This is a genomic window from Neisseria sp. P0008.S004 (assembly GCF_051962755.1).
Classification (GTDB): domain Bacteria; phylum Pseudomonadota; class Gammaproteobacteria; order Burkholderiales; family Neisseriaceae; genus Neisseria; species Neisseria subflava_A.
Genome location: NZ_JBQCUZ010000008.1, coordinates 1 through 19,472 on the forward strand (window position 1 = coordinate 1; position 19,472 = coordinate 19,472).

Annotated in this window: 17 protein-coding genes; 10 read left to right on the forward strand and 7 right to left on the reverse strand. The window is 49.0% G+C overall.

Annotation, left to right across the window (positions count from 1 at the left end; all coding sequences use genetic code 11):
* A partial coding sequence (locus ACTHSW_RS08910; protein ID WP_440373878.1) for a transposase occupies positions 1–352 on the forward strand: 352 nt, incomplete at its 5' end.
* Between the two features lie 403 nt (positions 353–755).
* On the opposite strand, the gene ACTHSW_RS08915 is transcribed toward ACTHSW_RS08910, so the two are convergent.
* The 3 genes from ACTHSW_RS08915 to mltG form a co-directional block, all read right to left on the reverse strand.
* Positions 756–2,036: a malic enzyme-like NAD(P)-binding protein gene (locus ACTHSW_RS08915; RefSeq protein WP_083290073.1), complete on the reverse strand. Its 1,281-nt coding sequence runs from the start codon at positions 2,034–2,036 to the stop codon at positions 756–758.
* 263 nt (positions 2,037–2,299) lie between these two features.
* Positions 2,300–2,926, reverse strand: a complete 627-nt coding sequence (tmk, locus tag ACTHSW_RS08920; RefSeq protein ID WP_049331462.1) for a dTMP kinase — start codon at positions 2,924–2,926, stop codon at positions 2,300–2,302.
* Between the two features lie 67 nt (positions 2,927–2,993).
* On the reverse strand, positions 2,994–3,989 hold the full coding sequence (gene mltG / locus ACTHSW_RS08925) for an endolytic transglycosylase MltG (RefSeq protein WP_049331460.1): 996 nt from the start codon (positions 3,987–3,989) through the stop codon (positions 2,994–2,996).
* A gap of 115 nt (positions 3,990–4,104) precedes the next feature.
* Here mltG and ampD point away from each other — a divergent pair, with 115 nt between their 5' ends.
* The 4 genes from ampD (at position 4,105) to galU (ending at position 9,717) form a co-directional block, all read left to right on the forward strand.
* The gene (gene ampD, locus ACTHSW_RS08930) at positions 4,105–4,671 is read left to right on the forward strand and encodes a 1,6-anhydro-N-acetylmuramyl-L-alanine amidase AmpD (RefSeq protein WP_070461597.1); all 567 of its coding nucleotides are present in this window, start codon (positions 4,105–4,107) and stop codon (positions 4,669–4,671) included.
* Positions 4,672–4,848: 177 nt separating this feature from the next.
* Positions 4,849–6,117, forward strand: a complete 1,269-nt coding sequence (locus tag ACTHSW_RS08935) for a cell division protein ZipA C-terminal FtsZ-binding domain-containing protein (protein ID WP_070461598.1) — start codon at positions 4,849–4,851, stop codon at positions 6,115–6,117.
* A gap of 140 nt (positions 6,118–6,257) precedes the next feature.
* On the forward strand, positions 6,258–8,726 hold the full coding sequence (gene ligA / locus ACTHSW_RS08940) for an NAD-dependent DNA ligase LigA (RefSeq protein ID WP_070461599.1): 2,469 nt from the start codon (positions 6,258–6,260) through the stop codon (positions 8,724–8,726).
* Between the two features lie 127 nt (positions 8,727–8,853).
* Positions 8,854–9,717: a UTP--glucose-1-phosphate uridylyltransferase GalU gene (gene galU / locus ACTHSW_RS08945; protein WP_070461600.1), complete on the forward strand. Its 864-nt coding sequence runs from the start codon at positions 8,854–8,856 to the stop codon at positions 9,715–9,717.
* A 54-nt stretch (positions 9,718–9,771) separates the two neighbouring features.
* Here the strand turns inward: galU and ACTHSW_RS08950 are convergent, their stop codons facing one another.
* Positions 9,772–11,268, reverse strand: a complete 1,497-nt coding sequence (locus ACTHSW_RS08950) for a TrkH family potassium uptake protein (RefSeq protein ID WP_070461601.1) — start codon at positions 11,266–11,268, stop codon at positions 9,772–9,774.
* 174 nt (positions 11,269–11,442) lie between these two features.
* Between ACTHSW_RS08950 and ACTHSW_RS08955 the strand changes: the two genes are divergently transcribed.
* The 3 genes from ACTHSW_RS08955 to ACTHSW_RS08965 all read left to right on the forward strand — a co-directional run bounded on the left by ACTHSW_RS08955 (position 11,443) and on the right by ACTHSW_RS08965 (position 12,492).
* A complete protein-coding gene (locus tag ACTHSW_RS08955) occupies positions 11,443–11,718 on the forward strand; it encodes a type B 50S ribosomal protein L31 (RefSeq protein ID WP_049328620.1) in 276 nt (91 codons plus the stop codon).
* Positions 11,718–11,843, forward strand: coding sequence for a type B 50S ribosomal protein L36 (gene ykgO, locus ACTHSW_RS08960; protein ID WP_003685279.1), 126 nt, complete (start codon positions 11,718–11,720; stop codon positions 11,841–11,843). The genes ACTHSW_RS08955 and ykgO overlap by 1 nt, the downstream gene beginning before the upstream one ends.
* Positions 11,844–12,084: 241 nt before the next feature.
* Positions 12,085–12,492, forward strand: coding sequence for an MliC family protein (locus ACTHSW_RS08965; protein WP_070461602.1), 408 nt, complete (start codon positions 12,085–12,087; stop codon positions 12,490–12,492).
* A 373-nt stretch (positions 12,493–12,865) separates the two neighbouring features.
* On the opposite strand, the gene ileS is transcribed toward ACTHSW_RS08965, so the two are convergent.
* From ileS to ACTHSW_RS08980, 3 genes are all read right to left on the reverse strand, one after another.
* Entirely contained in the window at positions 12,866–15,658 is a 2,793-nt protein-coding gene (ileS, locus tag ACTHSW_RS08970) for an isoleucine--tRNA ligase (RefSeq protein ID WP_070461642.1), read from the reverse strand.
* A 138-nt stretch (positions 15,659–15,796) separates the two neighbouring features.
* Positions 15,797–16,723: a bifunctional riboflavin kinase/FAD synthetase gene (gene ribF / locus ACTHSW_RS08975; RefSeq protein ID WP_070461603.1), complete on the reverse strand. Its 927-nt coding sequence runs from the start codon at positions 16,721–16,723 to the stop codon at positions 15,797–15,799.
* A 123-nt stretch (positions 16,724–16,846) separates the two neighbouring features.
* Positions 16,847–17,236 carry a hypothetical protein gene (locus ACTHSW_RS08980; RefSeq protein ID WP_049331430.1) on the reverse strand — a complete coding sequence of 130 codons (390 nt, stop codon included), beginning with the start codon at positions 17,234–17,236 and terminating at the stop codon, positions 16,847–16,849.
* 161 nt (positions 17,237–17,397) lie between these two features.
* On the opposite strand from ACTHSW_RS08980, the gene ACTHSW_RS08985 reads away from it, so the two are divergent.
* Positions 17,398–18,273, forward strand: coding sequence for a YoaK family protein (locus tag ACTHSW_RS08985; protein WP_070461604.1), 876 nt, complete (start codon positions 17,398–17,400; stop codon positions 18,271–18,273).
* Between the two features lie 217 nt (positions 18,274–18,490).
* Positions 18,491–19,171 carry an OmpA family protein gene (locus tag ACTHSW_RS08990; RefSeq protein ID WP_049328625.1) on the forward strand — a complete coding sequence of 227 codons (681 nt, stop codon included), beginning with the start codon at positions 18,491–18,493 and terminating at the stop codon, positions 19,169–19,171.
* The last annotated feature ends 301 nt before the right edge of the window (positions 19,172–19,472 follow it).

Genomic DNA, 19,472 nt, shown 5'->3' on the forward strand with positions numbered 1-19,472 from the left:
CCTGTTGCCTTTGTTGGAAGGCCTATCCAAAGGTACGACCGTCTATGCCGACAAAGGCTACGACAGTAAGGAAAACCGGCAACATCTGAAAGAGCATCGGCTGCAGGACGGCATTATGCGCAAAGCCCACCGCAAACATCCGCTGTCGGAAGCACAAACCAAACGTAACCGATATTTATCAAAAACCCGTTATGTGGTCGAACAGAGCTTCGGTACGCTGCACCGTAAATTCCGCTATGCCCGGGCAGTCTATTTTGGTCTGCTCAAAGTAAGTGCACAAAGCCATCTGAAGGCGATGTGTTTGAACCTTTTGAAAGCGGCTAACAGGCTAAGTGTGCCTGTTGCCGCCTAAAAGGCGGCCGGATGCCTGATTATCGGGTATCCAAGGGGGATTAAGGGGGGTATTTGAGTAGAATCAGTGGATATTCGAAACAAAAACAGCCGAAAACCTGTGTTTAGGTTTCGGCTGTCGGGGGAAAGGAATTTTGCAAAGGTCTCGGCCTGATGTTGTTTAAAAAAGCTGGCAAAAATATTGTATTTAATCTCGTACAAACCCTGCAAAATCAAAGCCGCTCAAAAATAGAAACCTATTTTAAAAAGCAATCCATATTCCCACGTCTCTGTTGAAGCAGCAGATTATCATGTCCTTCATTCCGATTGCTGCATTAAACCGTTTCTAAAATACCCAATAAACAAAAATGCCGTCTGAAATACAACTTCCAGACGGCATTTTCAATCAAATACTACTTACCGGATTACAATTTCAAACCGGCCAGTTTAGCAGTATACGCATCCAAATCAGCGATTGGACGGGTAGCCACGCCGCTTTCCATTGCTGCTTTAGCAGTAGCTGTAGCAACGCGAGGCAACAGGCGGGAATCGAATGGGGTAGGAATCAGGTATTCCGCGCCGAATTCAAATTTCTTACCGTAAGCAGCAATCACTTCCTCAGGCACTTCTTCCATTGCCAAGTCAGCCAAAGCGTATACACAAGCGCGTTTCATTTCTTCGTTGATGGTGGTCGCGCCGACATCCAATGCGCCACGGAAGATGAATGGGAAGCACAATACGTTGTTTACTTGGTTCGGGAAGTCTGAGCGACCGGTACCGATTACCACATCCGGACGGGTTTCTTTTGCCAAAGGAGGCAGAATTTCCGGATTTGGGTTTGCCATAGCGAACACGATTGGTTTTTCGTTCATGGTATTCAGCATTTCAGGTGTCAGCAGGTTTGCGCCGGACAGACCCAAGAAGATGTCTTTACCTTTAACGGCATCGGCCAATACGCGTTGGCCGTTGTCTTCGATGGCGTAGAACTGTTTGGACTCGTCCATACGGTCTTTGTCTTCGCGGGTTTTGTAAATCACGCCTTTGGAGTCGCAGACAGTTACGTTTTCACGTTTCAGACCCAAATCCAGCAATTGGTTCAAGCAGGCAATCGCTGCGGCACCTGCGCCGGAGCACACCAAAGTCGCTTCTTCAATTTTGCGGCCGGTATAACGCAAAGCGTTCAGTACAGCGGCAGCGGTAATGATGGCGGTACCGTGTTGGTCGTCGTGGAATACAGGGATTTTGCAACGTTTGCGCAATTCGCGTTCGATGTAGAAGCACTCAGGCGCTTTGATGTCTTCTAGGTTGATACCGCCGAAAGTCGGCTCCAAAGAAGCGATGATGTCTACCAATTTTTGCGGGTCTTTTTCATCGATTTCGATATCGAATACGTCAACGCCGGCGAATTTTTTGAACAATACGCCTTTGCCTTCCATTACAGGTTTACCGGCCAATGCGCCGATGTTACCTAAACCCAACACTGCTGTACCGTTGGAAATCACGGCAACCAAATTGCCTTTGGCAGTGTATTTGTAGGCAGTTTGAGGATCGGCATGGATTTCCATACAAGGAGCAGCTACGCCCGGAGAGTACGCCAACGCCAAGTCTTTAGAAGTAGCCAAAGATTTGGTTGGGGTAACGGAGATTTTGCCCGGCACGGGGAATTCGTGGAACTGCAGGGCGGCTTCTTTTAATGAATTTTCCATTTATCGATCCTGTTTGCGAGAGAGATTTTACAGCGAACAAGTCTGAAACAGGCTGCTTCAGACGTTTAAAATTTCTAAAGTCGGGTTGTTAACAGACAGACTTTGTAAGGGACCGTAATTTTATCATGTTCTTTTGGTGGCGCATACCGATATTTATTACATTTGTTTTGATATTTCGTTTTATTTGGTTTTATGTCTAAAAACTTCTGTAATAATATTTCTTCGCCACACTACCCTTCTTTCAGATGGCATTTTATTTAAACTTAAACATTCAATCCAAAATGACTGTCTAGCGCGGTTTCAATCTGATTTTTTACCGCGTCCAGACTTTGGCTGCTGTCGATGACGGCATAGCGTTCCGGCTGTTCGTTAGCACGTTGCAGATATACTTCGCGCACCCGATTGAAAAACTCGGCTTCTTCTTGTTCAAAGCGGTCTTTCTCACGCGTTTGGTTGATGCGCGCCATTGACACTTCCAAAGGCACATCCAACAGCAAAGTTAAATCTGGGCGGAAATCGCCCTGTACCCAATGCTCAAGCGTGGCAATATCTTGCAAGGGAACGCCGCGTCCGCCGCCTTGATAGGCAAACGTTGCATCGGTAAAGCGGTCGGAAACGACATGCGTGCCGTTTTTCAGGGCAGGCAGAATGACTGTTTCCAAGTGTTGCTGTCTGGCTGCAAACATCAGCAGAGTTTCGGTACGCAGGCTGACTTGGGTGGCAGGATTGAGCAGGATTTCACGCAATGCTTCTCCGGCCGGAGTGCCTCCCGGTTCGCGCGTAAACAATACGGGCAGTTGGTGTTTCTCAAACCATGCTTTCATTACGGCAAGGTTGGTGGATTTGCCTGCGCCGTCTATGCCGTCAAGGGTAATAAATCTGGGTTTCATATGGATATCTTCAATTTAAAGGCCGTCTGAAACAGGGATTATAAATGTTTCAGACGGCCTATTCGGTTTATTTCTTCAAAATATATTTGCGTACGGCAGCGTTGTGTTCAGAAAGATTATGGCTGAACTCGCTCAAGCCCGTACCATCCATTTTTGAGACGAAATACAGATATTTTTCATCAGACGGATGGCCTGCTGCTTCAAGCGCGGCCTTGCCGGGAAGCGCAATCGGCGTCGGCGTCAAGCCGCTGCGCGTGTAGGTATTGTAAGGCGTATCGCGTTGCAGGTCGGCCTTGCGGATTCTGCCTTTATACGCATCGCCCATACCATAGATGACGGTCGGGTCAGTTTGCAGGCGCATACCGATATTCAGGCGGTTGACGAATACAGCGGCCACATGGGCGCGGTCGTCTTCGTGCGCGGTTTCTTTTTCAATCAGACTCGCCATAATCAGCATTTCGTACGGATTTTTATAAGGCAGGCCGCTTTGACGGTCATCCCATGCTTCTTGCAGGTTTTCCCGCATCTTACGGTAGGCGATTTTGTAAATTTGAAGATCGCTGCCGCCGGCATCAATTTCGTAACTATCCGGGAAAAACTGTCCTTCGGGATTGCTGCTCAAGGCATCGGGTGCCACTTCGGCCATCAGTTTTTCATCACTCCAACCGCGCGTATCGTGGGCAATGTCGGCAGTGTTATCGATAATACGGCGCATTTGTGCAAAACGCGCGCCTTCCAAAATTTGCACGCTGACCGAGTCAGGGCGGCCTTTTTTAATGCGTTTTAAAATGTCCCAAGCCGATACTTTGGCAGACAGGCGGTAAGAGCCGGCATTGAGTTGGTTGTGTACGCCCATCACATATGCGGCGGCTACCAGCACATAACGGTTATAAACGATGCCGTCTTGAGCCAGTTTGCGGCTGACGGAAGAGATACCTTGGTTTTTGGTAATGGTAATACGGTATGGTTTGCCGTTGTCTTTCGGAACAAACAACAATGCGGCAACCACGGCGGCAAATGCCGTCAAAAATACGGCCAGCCATTTCAACAATTTTTTCAGCATGGTAGGATTCTTGGTTTGTGAACGTGTCGGGCGACAGTATAACCGAAAACAAGTCCACCACGCCCTCCACCTTACCCAACGTATATTTTCCTATCCCGAAAGGCCGTCTGAAACCATGAATTCTCCTTCAAAAAACACTTGGCAAAGCGGCCGTTGGCTGAATGCACGTCAAACTCATTCGCCCAATTTCAGCCCGCGAGAACCGGATGAAGACATCTCATTGGTTGTCCTCCACAATATTTCCCTCCCTCCTTTTGAGTACAACACGGGTGCGGTGGAAAAATTGTTTACCAACCAAATCAACCCTGACGAGCATCCTTTTTTCAGCATCATCCACACCCTGCGCGTCTCCAGCCATTTTTTCATCAGCCGTAAGGGCGAAACCGTCCAATTCGTTTCCTGCGACGATATGGCCTATCATGCCGGTGTATCGTCATTTCAAGGCAGAGAAAAATGCAATACCTTCTCCATCGGTATCGAATTGGAAGGCTGCGATTTCGAGCCTTTTACCGAAGCACAATACACCAGCCTGCAAGCCTTGCTGACCGCCATTTCCGAACATTACCCGATTCAGGCCATTACCGGTCATCAGGACATCGCTCCGGACAGGAAAACCGATCCTGGACATTTCTTCGATTGGCCACGCCTTCAAAAAGCAGGTTTCCCCATCCGGCACGGATAACTTTCAGACGGCCTGAACACTGATTGGCAGACATAATGCTGTCACAACCGTTTATTTTCGTTATAATTCAGCTATTCATTCGGACGCATAAAGTCCGGCTCCAACGAACTTCCCACGCAGCAAGATTCCGCACCCTGAAAAAGACGGAATGCTGCCTTTTTAAAAAGTGATTACTCCATGATTTTCATCGTCTTAGCCCTCGCCGCCCTTTTGGCTGTCATCGGTTACAATATGTACCAGGAAAACCAATACCGCAAACAAGTGCGCGAACAATTCGGCCATTCCGATAAGGATGCACTTTTGACCAGCAAAACCAAGCACGTCCGCGACAGCAAAGAAACCGGCGGCCAAGGTTTGTTTATCAAGAAAAACAAAAAAACCGAAGAGGCATTGCGCAACCTGCAAGAGCAAGATGAAATCTACGCGGCAAAAGCCAAACTGGCTCATCCTGCCCAACTTAAAACCGATGTCGAGCTGGCCGTGGAAGACGACTTTTCCGCAGAAGAAAAAGTCCAACACACCGTTATCGGTTTGAACAACGAAATTACTATAAATCCTGCCGAAGCCGCTTTTGCTCCGGTTGAAACCGAAGCCGAACCTGTGGCACAAGTACCATTGATCAGCTTGGACGAATTGTCTCAAGTCGAGTTGCCTTGGTTTGACCCGCGCTTCGACTACATGGCCTACATCTCCCTGAAACAAGCCCAAGAATTGCACGCACTGCCGCGCCTTTCCAGCACACACCGCTTCCAAATCATCGGTTGCACCATGGACGACCATTTCCGCGTTGCCGAGCCGATTCCGGGCGTTTACTACCAAGGCTTCGTTATGGGCCTGCAAGCTGTCAGCCGTAACGGTTTGGCAGCGCGTGAAGAGCTGCAACACTTCGACCAACAGGTTGATGCTTTTGCCCAACTGATGGACGGCAAAGTTTTGCATACCGACTTGGATGCTTTCACCGAAGTCGCGCAAGCCCTCGACCAATTCTGTGCGCGTGTTGACCAAACCATCGCCATTCACTTGGTTTCCCATTCCAATATCAGCGGCGTAGAATTGCGTGCCGCCGTGGAAGATACAGGCTTCAAACTGGGCGAAGACGGCGCGTTCCACTTCGGCGACAACAACAACCCTCAATTGTTCTCCATCCATACTTTGGACAACAAACCGTTTACCAATCCTTTGCTGGACAACCAAGCCTACCGCGGCTTCAGCATGCTTTTGGATATTCCGCATGTTCCTGCCGGCGAAAAAACTTTCGACAAATTCATGGACTTGGCAGTCAAACTCTCCGGCCAACTCAGCTTGGATTTGGTTAACGACCAAATGGAAGAAGTTTCCACCCAATGGCTTAAAGACGTACGCAACTACGTTTTGGCCCGTCAGGAAGAAATGCTTAAAGTCGGCATCAAACCCGGCAGCAAACAAGCCCTGCGCCTGTTCTCTTAAACTTCCCCAATCAAAAAGCGGATATGCAATGACGGCATATCCGCTTTTTTTCAGGTAGAATCCCTTCGTCTTCAATATTTATCGATTTTCAGACGGTCTCTCTATCATCAGGCCGTCTGAAAACTCTATTTCGATTGCTCATGAATCCGACCGCACAACGTATCAAATACCTGACCAACCTCCTCAACCGCTACGCCTACGAATACTACACCCTAGATACACCCAGCGTACCCGATGCCGAATACGACAAATTGTTCCGTGAGCTTGAAGCATTGGAGCTGAATCACCCTGAATTGAAACTGCCCGACAGCCCGACACAGCGCGTCGGTGGCGAGCCTTTGGCAGGCTTTGCCGAAGTGCGCCACGAAGTACCGATGCTGTCGCTGACCAACGCCTTCTCGCCACAAGATGAAAACGGCGTGTTTGACCATGCCGAAATGTATGCTTTCGATGAGCGCGTTCGTGGCGGATTAAACGGAGAAAAACCAGAATACGTTATCGAACCTAAATTTGACGGTCTGGCCATCAGCCTGCTGTACCTCGACGGCGTATTGACTCAAGCGGCAACCCGTGGAGACGGCACCACAGGCGAAGACGTTACCCAAAACGTCAAAACCGTATCCAACATCCCCCTGCGTCTGCATGGAGAAAACATTCCCGAGTTTATCGAAATACGCGGCGAAGTACTGATGCTTAAAGCCGATTTTGCCGCTTTAAACGAACGACAGGCTGAAAACGGACAAAAACCTTTCGCCAATCCGCGCAATGCCGCCGCCGGCAGTCTGCGCCAACTCGATTCGCGCATTACGGCACAGCGCAAACTGCATTTCTTCCCCTATTCCATCGCCCGACAACAAGGCGGTTTTATCGCAGAAGAACACCTGCAAGAGCTGGGCTACTGTAAAGAGCTTGGCTTCAGCCTGCCTGATGGTAATTTCGGCTGCTTCCCAAATATCGAAGAAGTATTGGCGTTTTACGAACAAATGCAGCAAAAACGCCCTACTTTGCCTTACGAAATCGATGGTATGGTGGTCAAAGTCAACAGTCTGGCACAACAAGAAAAACTGGGTTTCATCTCACGCGCGCCGCGCTGGGCCATTGCCCACAAATTTCCTGCCGAAGAAGCATTGACCATTGTCGAAGCCATTGATGTACAAATCGGGCGCACCGGCGCAGTAACCCCCGTCGCCCGCCTGCAACCTGTATTCGTCGGCGGCGTTACCGTTACCAACGCTACCCTGCACAATCAGGACGAAGTATCGCGCAAAGACGTGCGCGTTGGCGATACAGTTGTCGTGCGCCGTGCCGGAGACGTGATTCCCGAGGTGGTGCGCGTAATTTTTGAACGCCGCCCAATGCAGGATACCAACATTGCTGTTTCAGACGGCCTGCAAGACGATTTGTTTGCCGAAATACCTTCTGAAACCCGCTCCGAACCGCTTCACAAACCTTACCGCCTGCCCACCCATTGCCCTATCTGTCACAGCGAAATCGAACGCGAAGAAGGCGAAGCGGTTGCCCGATGCAGCGGCGGTATGCTTTGCCAAGCACAACGCGCGCAAGGTTTAATCCACTTCGCCTCACGCAAAGCCATGGACATCGACGGACTTGGACAAAAACAAATCGAGCAACTGGTAGCACAAGATTTGGTTCGTCATTTCGCCGACCTCTACCGCCTCGATATCCCAACCCTGCAAAAAATGAAGGAAACGGCGGATAAAGCGTCAGCTAATGAGGAAGAACCATCAAACAGTGAGATTGAAGACTTTGAAAGCGAGAGCGGCAATGCCCTGCTTAGCAAAACCAGTAAAAAACAGCCAACTAAATGGGCGGAAAACATCCTCGCAGGCATAGAAGCCAGCAAAACGCCTGAACTTGCCCGCTTCCTTTTTGCCCTCGGTATCCGTCACGTCGGCGAACGCACCGCCAAAACGCTGGCGCAGGCATTCGGTACACTGGAACACGTCCGCCATGCACCCGAACCCATCCTCGCCTGCCTGCCCGATATCGGCACGGTGGTTGCCCGCTCCATCGCCCACTTTTTTGCCCAAGAAGCGCAACAGGCGATGATAGACGAACTGCTGGCTGTAGGTGTTGCCCCGCAAAGCCAGGCTGTCACTATCCCGCCGTTGCGCTATGCCGAGCCGCAACGCTGGATTGCCCGCCTGCCTGATTTTAAAATCAGCGAAACCAAAGCACTGGCCTTATGGGAGCTTGCCGGACAAAGCATAGAAGGTTTGCAAACTGACAAAGCGTTGCCTGCCGATTGGCAAACATGGCGCAGTAAACTGCAAAACGCAGCCCTGCTTGAAAATATGAAAACTTTCTTTGATCAAAAGCTGCCTGAGCTTCAAGATGAAACGATTTCAGACGGCATCAATGAGACCATAGCAGGAAAAACCTTTGTATTAACAGGAACTTTACCCACGCTCAAACGCGACCAAGCCCAAGCCATGATTGAGGCTGCCGGCGGTAAAGTTTCTGGTAGCGTATCCAAAAAAACCGACTACGTTGTCGCCGGAGAAGCCGCAGGCAGTAAATTGGAAAAAGCCCAAACGTTGGGCGTGGTCGTATTGAGCGAAGAAGAATTACTGACGTTGCTAGGATAAGACAGTATCTATGACCAATCCTCCTTTTCAGACCGTCTGATACTTTATCATGTGGTATTATCATTACATACGACTACATCTTTACACTTTTTGGGGTATAAACCCACAGTTAAAATAGGATAATAATATGAAACCCATTAAAAAATGCGTCTTCCCCGTTGCCGGTATGGGCACCCGTTTCTTGCCTGCGACCAAAGCCAGCCCCAAAGAAATGCTGCCTATCGTAGACAAACCTCTGATTCAATATGCAGTTGAAGAAGCGGTTGAAGTCGGCTGTACTGAAATGGTGTTCATCACCGGCCGTAACAAACGCAGTATCGAAGACCACTTCGACAAAGCATACGAGTTGGAAACCGAATTGGAATTGCGTCAAAAAGACAAGCTGTTGGAGCACGTTCGCGATATCCTGCCTCCCAACATTACCTGCATGTACATCCGTCAAACTGAAGCATTGGGTTTGGGTCATGCCGTATTGTGCGCGCAGGCTGCCGTTGGTAATGAACCTTTTGCCGTTATTTTGGCAGACGATTTGATTGATGCGCCTAAAGGTGCATTGAAACAGATGGTTGATGTGTACAACCAAAGCGGTAACAGCATTTTGGGCGTTGAAACCGTCGACCCTTCCCAAACAGGCTCTTACGGTATCGTTGAAGTTGAAAAGCTAAAAAGCTATCAACGTATCACCAACATAGTTGAAAAACCCAAACCGGAAGAAGCGCCTTCCAACCTCGCAGTTGTCGGCCGCTACATCCTGACTCCGCGTATTTTTGACTTGTTGACCAACCTGCCCAGCGGCGCCGGTAACGAAATCCAACTGACAGACGGTATCGCCCGCCTGCTCGACCATGAGTTTGTGTTGGCTCATGCGTTTGATGGCAAACGCTACGACTGCGGCAGCAAATTGGGTTACCTTGAAGCAACCGTGGCTTATGGTTTGAAACACCCTGAAACTGGCGAACAATTCAAAGAATTGCTCAAACAATACGCTTAAGCCCAGCCATTATAAAAAGGCCGTCTGAAATTTCAGACGGCCTTTTTCTCACACTTATTTCTTCCAATATGCCGGAGTTAGCAAAATCAGAACGGTAAAAATCTCCAAACGTCCCAACAACATCACCGCCGTACACAGCCATTTCTGCACATCGCTCAGCACAGCATAATTATGTGACGGACCGACTGCCCCCAAACCCGGCCCTGCATTGGTAATACAGGCAATGACTGCCGTAAAGGCGGATAAAAAGTCCAAGCCTGCCGCCATCAGTAAAAAGCTGAATACGATGACCGTCATAAAGTAAATAAAGATGAACGACATGACGGTCAGCGCCATGCGATCCGGAATGGAACGGTTGTTGACCTTTACCGTACGAACCGCACGCGGGTGCAGCAAAATCAACATTTCGCGCAAGCTGAATTTGAATAACACCAACGCACGCACGTTTTTAATACCGCCCCCCATAGAGCCTGAACTTGCCAATACGTTCGACAGGAAAAACATCCACAGCGACACAATCAACGGCCATTGGGCAAAGTCTGCATTGGAGAAACCGCTTGCCAATCCGATGGACACAAAGTTGAAGCTGACAAAGCGCAAAGCTTCGCCAAGGCTTTGATAAACGTCCTGCTGCCATAAATACAATGCCGAAATCAAAATACTGCCCGACAAAACCAGCAGCATGGTGCGGCATTCTTCATCTTTCCAATACACCTGCAAGGAGCGGTTGCCCAGCGCAGTAAAGTGGCTGGCGAAATTGATACCGCCCCAGACAGTAAAAAACATCAACGTCCATTCGACTGCTACAGAATTAAAATAGGCAACGCTGTCATCATGTGTCGAAAAACCGCCCAAGGCCACAGCCGACATCGCATGGCACAAGGCATCAAACCAGCCCATGCCGGCAATATGCAAGGATACAAAGGCGGCAGCAGTTGTCAGCGCATAGGCAAACCACAGCCGTTTAGCCACTTGCGAAATGCGGGGAGCCATCTTGCTTTCCTTATCCATACCCGGAATTTCCGCTTTGAAAAGCTGCGTCCCTCCCACACCCAACATCGGCAAAATCGCCACAGCCAACACGATAATACCCATACCGCCAAGCCAGTTGAGCATGTGCCGCCAAAAATTCACCGACGGTGCCAGCGTATCCAAGCCGGAAATCACTGTTGCCCCCGTTGTCGTCAGCCCCGACATCGCTTCAAAAAACGCATCGGTGAAACTCATGGACGGCATATAGAAATAAATCGGCATCGCCGCCACGACGGCAAAGGCCAGCCACAGCATCAATACCAGGGTAAATCCGTCACGCGGCCGCAATTCACGATTGAAACGCAGAGTCAACACCCAAGTAACGCACGACACCAGCAATACCGTCAAAGCCGTGTAGGCAAACACGAAAAACGCGCTGTCGTGATAAAAATACGACATCAGTGTCGGCACAGCCAACAGCAGTGAAAACAACAGCCCCAGCTTGGACAATACATGGACAATCGGCATCACCTTGCTTACCGCACCACCCAATCTGAAACCCTTATACAAATACATCATATCCCTATCATCAGAAAACAAAATATTCAGACGGCCTCATGAAAAAATAGGCCGTCTGAAACAGCATATTTTATCAAAATGCCGCAACCCCGTGATAAAGAAAAACCAAAAAACACTTGCCTGCTCTTTTTCTAAGAGTATAATGTTATACCATAACACTCACTGGAGAAAGAAATGAAACCCGATATCCACCCAGACAACTATCGTACCGTCCTGTTTTACGACAGCGGTGCAGACCAAGGATGGCTCATCCGTTCATGCGCCAATACCCACGGAAAGACCATGGTTTGGAAAGACGGAGTAGAGTATCCCCTCTTCTCTCTTGATACCTCTTCCGCGTCCCACCCCGTATACACAGGCAAACAACGCAACGTCAATATTGAAGGTCGCGCCAGCAAATTCAACCAACGTTACCAATCCATGATGTCTTCTTTCAGAAAGGATAAATGATGCAAGTCCTCTCATCTCTGAAAACTGCAAAAAAACGACACCGCGACTGCCAAATTGTCCGCCGAAAAGGCAAAGTGTACGTCATTTGCAAGAGCAATCCCCGTTTTAAAGCACGCCAGCGTTAAGCTGTCCCATCCTTCTTTCAATGTAACTCTCTGAATTTTCCGCACTTTCGTTTACCTCTAGCGCAAGTGCGGCTTTTTTTCAAACGGCATTAATCATTCATATCAAAACTACAAAGAATCCTGCCATACTCCCGGAAACAGGAAGGAAAAGTAAATAATGGTTATCCCTATTGTGAAGCCATAAAGATATTTATAACATGCCGCTACATTCTTCCTTCAACACTGACCATAGGAGTCAAAAATGAAAGTAAAAGCCCTGCTTGCAATTGCCGCCGCCATGAGCCTCGCTGCCTGTGCCGCACCTGAAGCCCATCGCCATGACCATGGTCAACGTCATGAGCACAATCATGCACACGAATATGGCCACCAACATCATGACATGCATAACCATGGCCGTGTTCAATCATTCAGCTGCGAAAACGGCCTGTCTGTACAAGTCCGCAACCTGAGCACCAACCAAGTTGAACTGCGTCTGGACGACAAAGTTGCCACCCTGTCTTCTGCCGTTGCAGGTTCAGGCGAACGCTATGTTGCCAACCAAGGCCTATTCGGCAAAGGCGCTGAATGGCATCAAAAAGGCAGCGAAGCATTCTTCGGCTTCACTGACCCATACGGCAACAAAGTAGAAACTTCTTGCTCTGCACGTTAATTTCTACTAAGCAATAGAATAGCTAAAGGCCGTCTGAAAACTTGTTTCAGACGGCCTTTTATATTGGATAAAACGAAAGAGAAATATAGTTTCCGTTCAATGAGAAAATGTAAATATGAGGCTATTTGAAGGTTCAAAATACATCCATACCCCACAGATAGTAAGGCCCTTTGAAAAGTGCTTTCTACGAGAATATATTTCTCAATATACGTCAAATCCACTATACCTATACTGACTATCTCTATTTATCAAAACTACAAATCCCAATTACCCTTCAAAATCAATCCGTTATATGAAACAGATTCAATAAACAAAGGCCGTCTGAAAACCTATTTCCAAAGTTTTCAGACGGCCTTTATCTTAGACCAAACCATTAAGCGTAATATCTGTCTTCGCCTTTACCGTCAACGTTGTCGGCACAACGTTTACAGATGGTTTCATGGCCTGCAACTGCGCCTACATCGTGGGTGTAGTGCCAGCAGCGTTCGCATTTTTCACCATCGCTGGCTTTAGCGGTTACAGCAAGTTCATCACCTACTTTCACTTCTGCTTTAGACACCAGCAAAGCAAAACGCAATTCTTCGCCCAAAGTGTTCAGATAATCGGCAATTTCTTCCGGAGCCGTAATTTCGGCTTCGGCTTGCAATGAAGAACCGACTGTTTTATCCGTACGCAGAGGTTCGATGGCGGCAGTTACTGCTTCGCGTGCTTCGCGGATTGCCGTCCATTTTTTCACCAATTCGGCTTCGGCTTTTTCATTGATAGATGGGAACTCATGCCATGTGTGGAAGAGGACGCTGTCTTCTTCGCCGCCACCGATAATATCCCATGCTTCCTCGCCGGTGAAGCACAAAATCGGAGCAATCAGCAGAACCAAACTGCGTGTGATGTGATACAGGGCAGTTTGCGCGCTGCGTCGTGCATGGCTGTCTGCTTTGGTGGTGTAGAGGCGGTCTTTCAGAATATCGAGGTAGAACGCGCCCAAGTCTTCCGAGCAGAAAGAAACAATGTCTTTTACGGCAAAATGGAAGGCATAGCGCGGATAGTAATCGCCTGCCAGACGCTCTTGCAGCTGACGTGCCAATACCACGGCGTAGCGGTCGATTTCGACCATGTCTGCCTGCGGTACGGCATCTTCAATAGGATTGAAGTCGCTGAGGTTGGCAAACAGGAAGCTCAAGGTATTGCGGATACGACGATAGCTTTCAGTTACGCGCTTAAGGATTTCTTTGGAAATCGCCAATTCGCCGCTGTAATCGGTAGATGCCGCCCACAGGCGCAGGATGTCTGCGCCGAATTCGTTGTAAACTTCTTGCGGTGCAACAACGTTACCGATGGATTTCGACATTTTGCGGCCGTTTTGGTCAACCACGAAACCATGGGTCAGCAGCTGTTTGTATGGCGCGCGACCCATTGATGAGGCACAACCGGTCAACATAGACGATTGGAACCAGCCGCGGTGTTGGTCGCTGCCTTCGAGGTAGAGGTCGGCGGGCCATTCCAATTCTTCGCGTTGTTTCAAGACGGAATAATGGGTCGAGCCGGAGTCGAACCATACGTCCATAGTGTCGGAAAGTTTGTCGTAATTTTCACAATCTTCCGCGCTCAAGAGTTCGCTCTTATCAAGAGAGAACCATGCTTCGATGCCTTTTCCTTCGATTTTTTGGGCAACTTTTTCCAACAACTCGGCAGAGTTTGGATGCAATTCACCAGTCTCTTTGTGAACAAAGAAAGTCATCGGTGTGCCCCAATAGCGTTGGCGAGAAACCACCCAGTCAGGACGACCTTCAATCATGGCTTCTAAACGCGCACGACCCCATGATGGGAAGAATTCGGTGTCATCAACGGCTTTGATGGCTTTGTCGCGCAGGGTTTTACCGTCGGCACCTGCTTTGTCCATACCGACAAACCATTGGCCGGTCGCACGGTAAATCAGCGGGGTTTTGTGGCGCCAGCAGTGTGCATAGCTGTGTTCGATTTTGCTGCTTGCCAAGAGGTTGCCGGTTTCTTCCAACCATTGCAGGATAACGGGATTGGCTTCCCAAACTCGCATACCAGCAACACGAGGTGTTTCACTGATGTATTTGCCTTCGGCATTTACAGGGTTGTAAAGCTCAATGCCGTATTTATTGCAGACAGCGTAGTCTTCCAGACCATGAGCAGGCGCAGTATGCACCAAGCCGGTACCGGCATCGGTGGTAACGTGGTCGCCATTGAGCATGGGAATATCGCGTTCGAGGAACGGATGATTCATGTGCAGGTTTTCCAGCTTGTCACCTGTGGTTTCTGCCAATACATTTAGGTCGTCTGAAGCAAAACCGTAGCGTTTGAGCGCATCTTCTGCCAAATCTTTAGCCAACACCAATTTGCCTTTAGGCGTATCAATCAGTTGATACACCACGTCTGCGCCAGCTGAAACAGCTTGGCTCGCAGGCAAAGTCCAAGGCGTGGTTGTCCAAATAACGGCAAATGCTTTGCCTTCGATACTTGCCAAACCGAATGCGGCGGCAAGCGCGGCAGTGTCTTTAAACGGATAACCGACGTCAATCGCAGGCGATACTTTGTCTTTATATTCCACTTCGGCTTCGGCCAGCGAAGAGCCGCAGTCCAAGCAGAACTGAACCGGTTTCGCGCCGCGGTAGAGATAGCCGGATTTGTAGATTTCGCCGAGCATACGCACGGTATCGGCTTCGGTTTTGAAATCCATGGTCAGGTAAGGATTATCCCAGTCGCCCAACACACCCAAGCGAATAAAGTCTTTTTTCTGGCGGGCAATCTGTTCGGCGGCATATTCGCGGCACAATTCGCGGAAACGGGCTTTAGGCATATCTTTGCCGTGCAGTTTTTCTACCATTACTTCGATAGGCAAACCGTGGCAGTCCCAACCCGGTACATAAGGCGCGTCAAAACCGGCTTGGGTTTTGCTGCGGATAATGATGTCTTTGAGAATTTTATTGACGGCATGACCGATGTGGATGTCGCCGTTGGCATACGGAGGACCGTCGTGCAGAATAAATTTCGGACGGCCTTTGGCGATTTCTCGCAGTTTTTGATAGCGTTTTTGCTCGTACCAGCTTTTCAGCCATGCAGGCTCGCGCTTGGCAAGATTGCCGCGCATTGGAAACGGGCTCTCGAGCAGGTTTACGGTTTTACTGTAATCGGTCATTTTTTGATCTCTATTGTTGCGGTATTTCGGTTTCAGACGGCCTGATTGCTCATTTTGAAAAGAACAGGCCGTCTGAAAAAATTCAAAGGACTTATTGTAGCCCAATTGTCTTGATTTTATAAGCTTCTAGAAGCGTTTCTATGCTTCCCAAACCCTTGCATCTTCCATATCTTGCAAAATTTGGGTTTTCAATGCTTCGATACTCTCAAATTTTTTCTCGTCACGCAGTTTGTGCAGGAAGCGAACGAAGATACGTTGTCCGTACAAATCGCCGTTGAAATCGAACAGATGGACTTCCAGCTTTTGCGAGCGGTTGTTGCTGACAGTGGGGTTAAAACCAAAGCTGGCAACGCCTCGGCGCGTACCGAATGTGCCATCTGCTTCAACGACAAATACGCCGCTTAGCGCATAATGATACGGAGGAAGCTGGACATTGGCGGTAGGCGCGTTGATGGTGCGGCCGAGTTTTTGTCCGTGTTTGACCTTGCCGCTTAAAACGTAATCATGGCCCAATAGTCTTTTGGCGTATTCCAACTTGCCGTCTGAAAGGGCTTGGCGGACGGCGGTACTGCTGGTACGGATGTCTTCAACGATAACGGACGGCGTGCGCTCGGTTTGCATATCGGGCTGTTGAGCCAAGAGTTCAAAACAGCCTTCACGGCCGGCACCGAAACGGAAATCGTCGCCAATCAACAAATAACGCGTGTTGAGCGTTTGGCGCAAAAGCTGGTCGATAAACGCTTGCGCGCTCATATCGGAGAAAGCTTGGTTAAAACGCAAGACCCAAACGGCATCCACGCAGCCGGTTTCACGCAAAAGGCGCAATTTGGTACGCAGCGGGCTGATGCGGTAAGGCAGCTTTTTCCCGGCTTTGCGCGCAAAAAATTCTTTGGGCTGAGGCTCAAAAACAACAACGACAACAGGCAGACCGCGCTGGTCTGCCTCTCGTTTGAGTTTTTGTAGAATGTGTTTGTGCCCGAGGTGTACGCCATCGAAGTTGCCGATGGTTACGGCGGCTCCTTGCGGAAATTTGGGCGCGTGTCGCTGTCCAAGCCAGATGTTCATGGGTGGTGGGTATTGTGTTTGAATAGGCGGCTATTGTAAACGTTATTGCCGTTTCAATAAACCTTAGGCCGTCTGAAACCAATAAATATATGCTTTCAGACGGCCCTAAAGTTTGTTAATACCTTACCACCACCAAGGATAACGGCCAAACGGATAGCCCCAATCGTCGTAATAACGATAGTAACGGGCTTCGCGCAGCTGTTCTTGAGAAATATAGTTTTGCCATGCCATTTTGTAGCAGGCTTGGAACATCGGATCGGAAACTTTGTCGATATATTTGAGGCGGAAGGCTTTTTGTTCCGCAGTTGCGGCACCGGGTTTGCCTTCTTCGTCAAATTTGCGGCGGATCAGCGCGGCAGTCTCCTGATCGCATTGGGCAGCAAGATGTACTTGAAGATCCTGCTCATAGCGTTTCTGCGCTTGGGCGCGTGCGGCTTTTTGCTCAGGCGTGGTGGCGCAGGCGGCAAGTAATGCGGCAGCACCAATCAATAAAGTCAGGCGGATAGGATTCATCGGATGTTTCCTTATAGTCATGTATAGCTATTAATGTACGCCCTCATCTTGTAATGGGCAAGTGTGGCAACTTGGGGACACTTTCATATTATTTGTTCTTGGCAGCAGGCAGTTGCATATAAAATACACCCAATATAAATGCTCGCTCCTACCCTCAATCAATGAACGACGACAAACCGCCCCACTCCTACCGATTGCGCCACCACAGGCAACACACGCCGCCGTTTTGGCAGGCGGACCGTCCGTATCTGCACGAACACAATATTTCCGATGCCCGTTTTAGACGGCTGGGCTACATCATGGCCTTTCTTGCCGGTGCGATTAATGCCGGCGGTTACTTCGCATTCTCACGTTATACCTCCCACGTTACCGGCTCAATGTCGCTGTTGGCAGATGTTTTGTATCTTCAAGAGTGGAGTGTGGCCATTATTGCCACAATCAGCGTGTTATGTTTTGTTGCCGGTGCCGCGCATTCGGGTTGGGTGATTTTGTGGACGCAGCAGATGCGTTTCCGTGGCAGCTTTGGGTTTTCCATGTGGCTGGAAGCAGTTTATCTGTTGATATTCGGTTGGTTCGGTATTGCCGCGATGGAATGGGATTTTGGCGGCTCTGATTTTATTATGCCGTCTTTAGCATTGTTTTTATTGTGTTTTATTATGGGCATGCACAATACGGTTATCACGCTTCTTTCCGGCGGTGCCATCCGCTCCACCCACATGACCGGTACGGCGACCGACTTGGGCATTGAAATTTCACGCGCGCTTTATTACTCCAAACAGCATCATCCGCGCCTGCCGCACGTCCGCGTCAACAAACCGAAAATGTGGCTTTTAAGCGGCTTGATGCTGTCGTTTTTGCTGGGCGGCGTGGTTGGCGCATGGGGTTATCATCTGGTCGGCCATCATTTCGCCCTGCCCGTTTCCGCCGTTTTGCTCATACTGGGTGCAGGTTCAGTGGGATACGATGTCAAGGTCAGATTGAAATGGGCATTCGTCAACTGGTATCGCCGCAAGCAGAAAAAACGGAAGAAACTGTAAAAAACTTTGCTTGTTATTTCGCGGCAAAATGACCAAACTGTCGGAGAAATGCAGAAATGCTTCAGAATTATGTTAACTGGCAAATATTTTCGTAATATCGGGTTAAACCCGTTCTTTTGCGTTTCGGATATTCGGTATCATTAATTCGTAACGACCCACGCGGTTTTTATTCATTTTTTCAGACGGCCCGAGCCGTCATCTAAAAAGAGGATACGACATGAAATTCTTGAAACCACTGACCGTTATTGCTACTGCAATTCCTTTGGCGCTCACCGGCTGTGTAACTGATCCTGCTACCGGTCAACAATCCGCCAGCAAAACCGCTATGTACGGTTTGGGCGGTGCGGCTGTTTGCGGTATCGTTGGTGCGCTGACCCACGGCGGCAAAGGCGCGCGTAACTCCGCATTGGCTTGTGGTGCAGTAGGTGCCGGTATCGGCGGTTACATGGACTACCAAGAGAAAAAACTGCGTCAAAGCTTGGCCAACACCAACATCGAAGTTGAACGTCAAGGCAACCAAATCAAACTGGTTATGCCTGAAAACGTAACCTTCGCTACCGGCAGCGCTGCCCTGAGTGGCCATGCTCAAAGCGCCTTGTCTGCCGCTGCGCAAACTTTGGTTCAATATCCTGACACGACTTTGACCATCAATGGCCACACCGACAACACCGGTAACGACGCCATCAACGAGCCATTGTCTCGCAACCGCGCCGAATCTGTTGCTACCTTCCTGCAATCCCGTGGCGTAAGCAGCACCCGTTTGAGCACTTTCGGTTACGGCTCCCGTCAACCAATCGCCTCCAACGCTACTGTTGAAGGCCGCGCACAAAACCGCCGCGTTGAAATCTTGATCAACCCTGATCAACGCGCCATTGATGCTGCTAAAAAACAAATGTAATCTGACATCCGTCTGATTCCCATACTTAAGGCCGTCTGAAATTTTAGACGGCCTTTTTCTTTGTAGATTTTGTTTGCAATTTCTCCCCCTCAATCCAACTCATCATAAAATTTATTCCTTTATTAACAATACTTTTCAATTTTTCCTTCAAAAAAACTGTATTAATACTCTAATTTTTAGATTAACTTAGAGTATAATTCCTAAAATTTTAAAAACACGCCTCATGCCGTCTGAAAAACGGCGGCGAAAAACACACTTATTTATATACACATCAGTCCGTTATCCAATCCATTTCATAGGA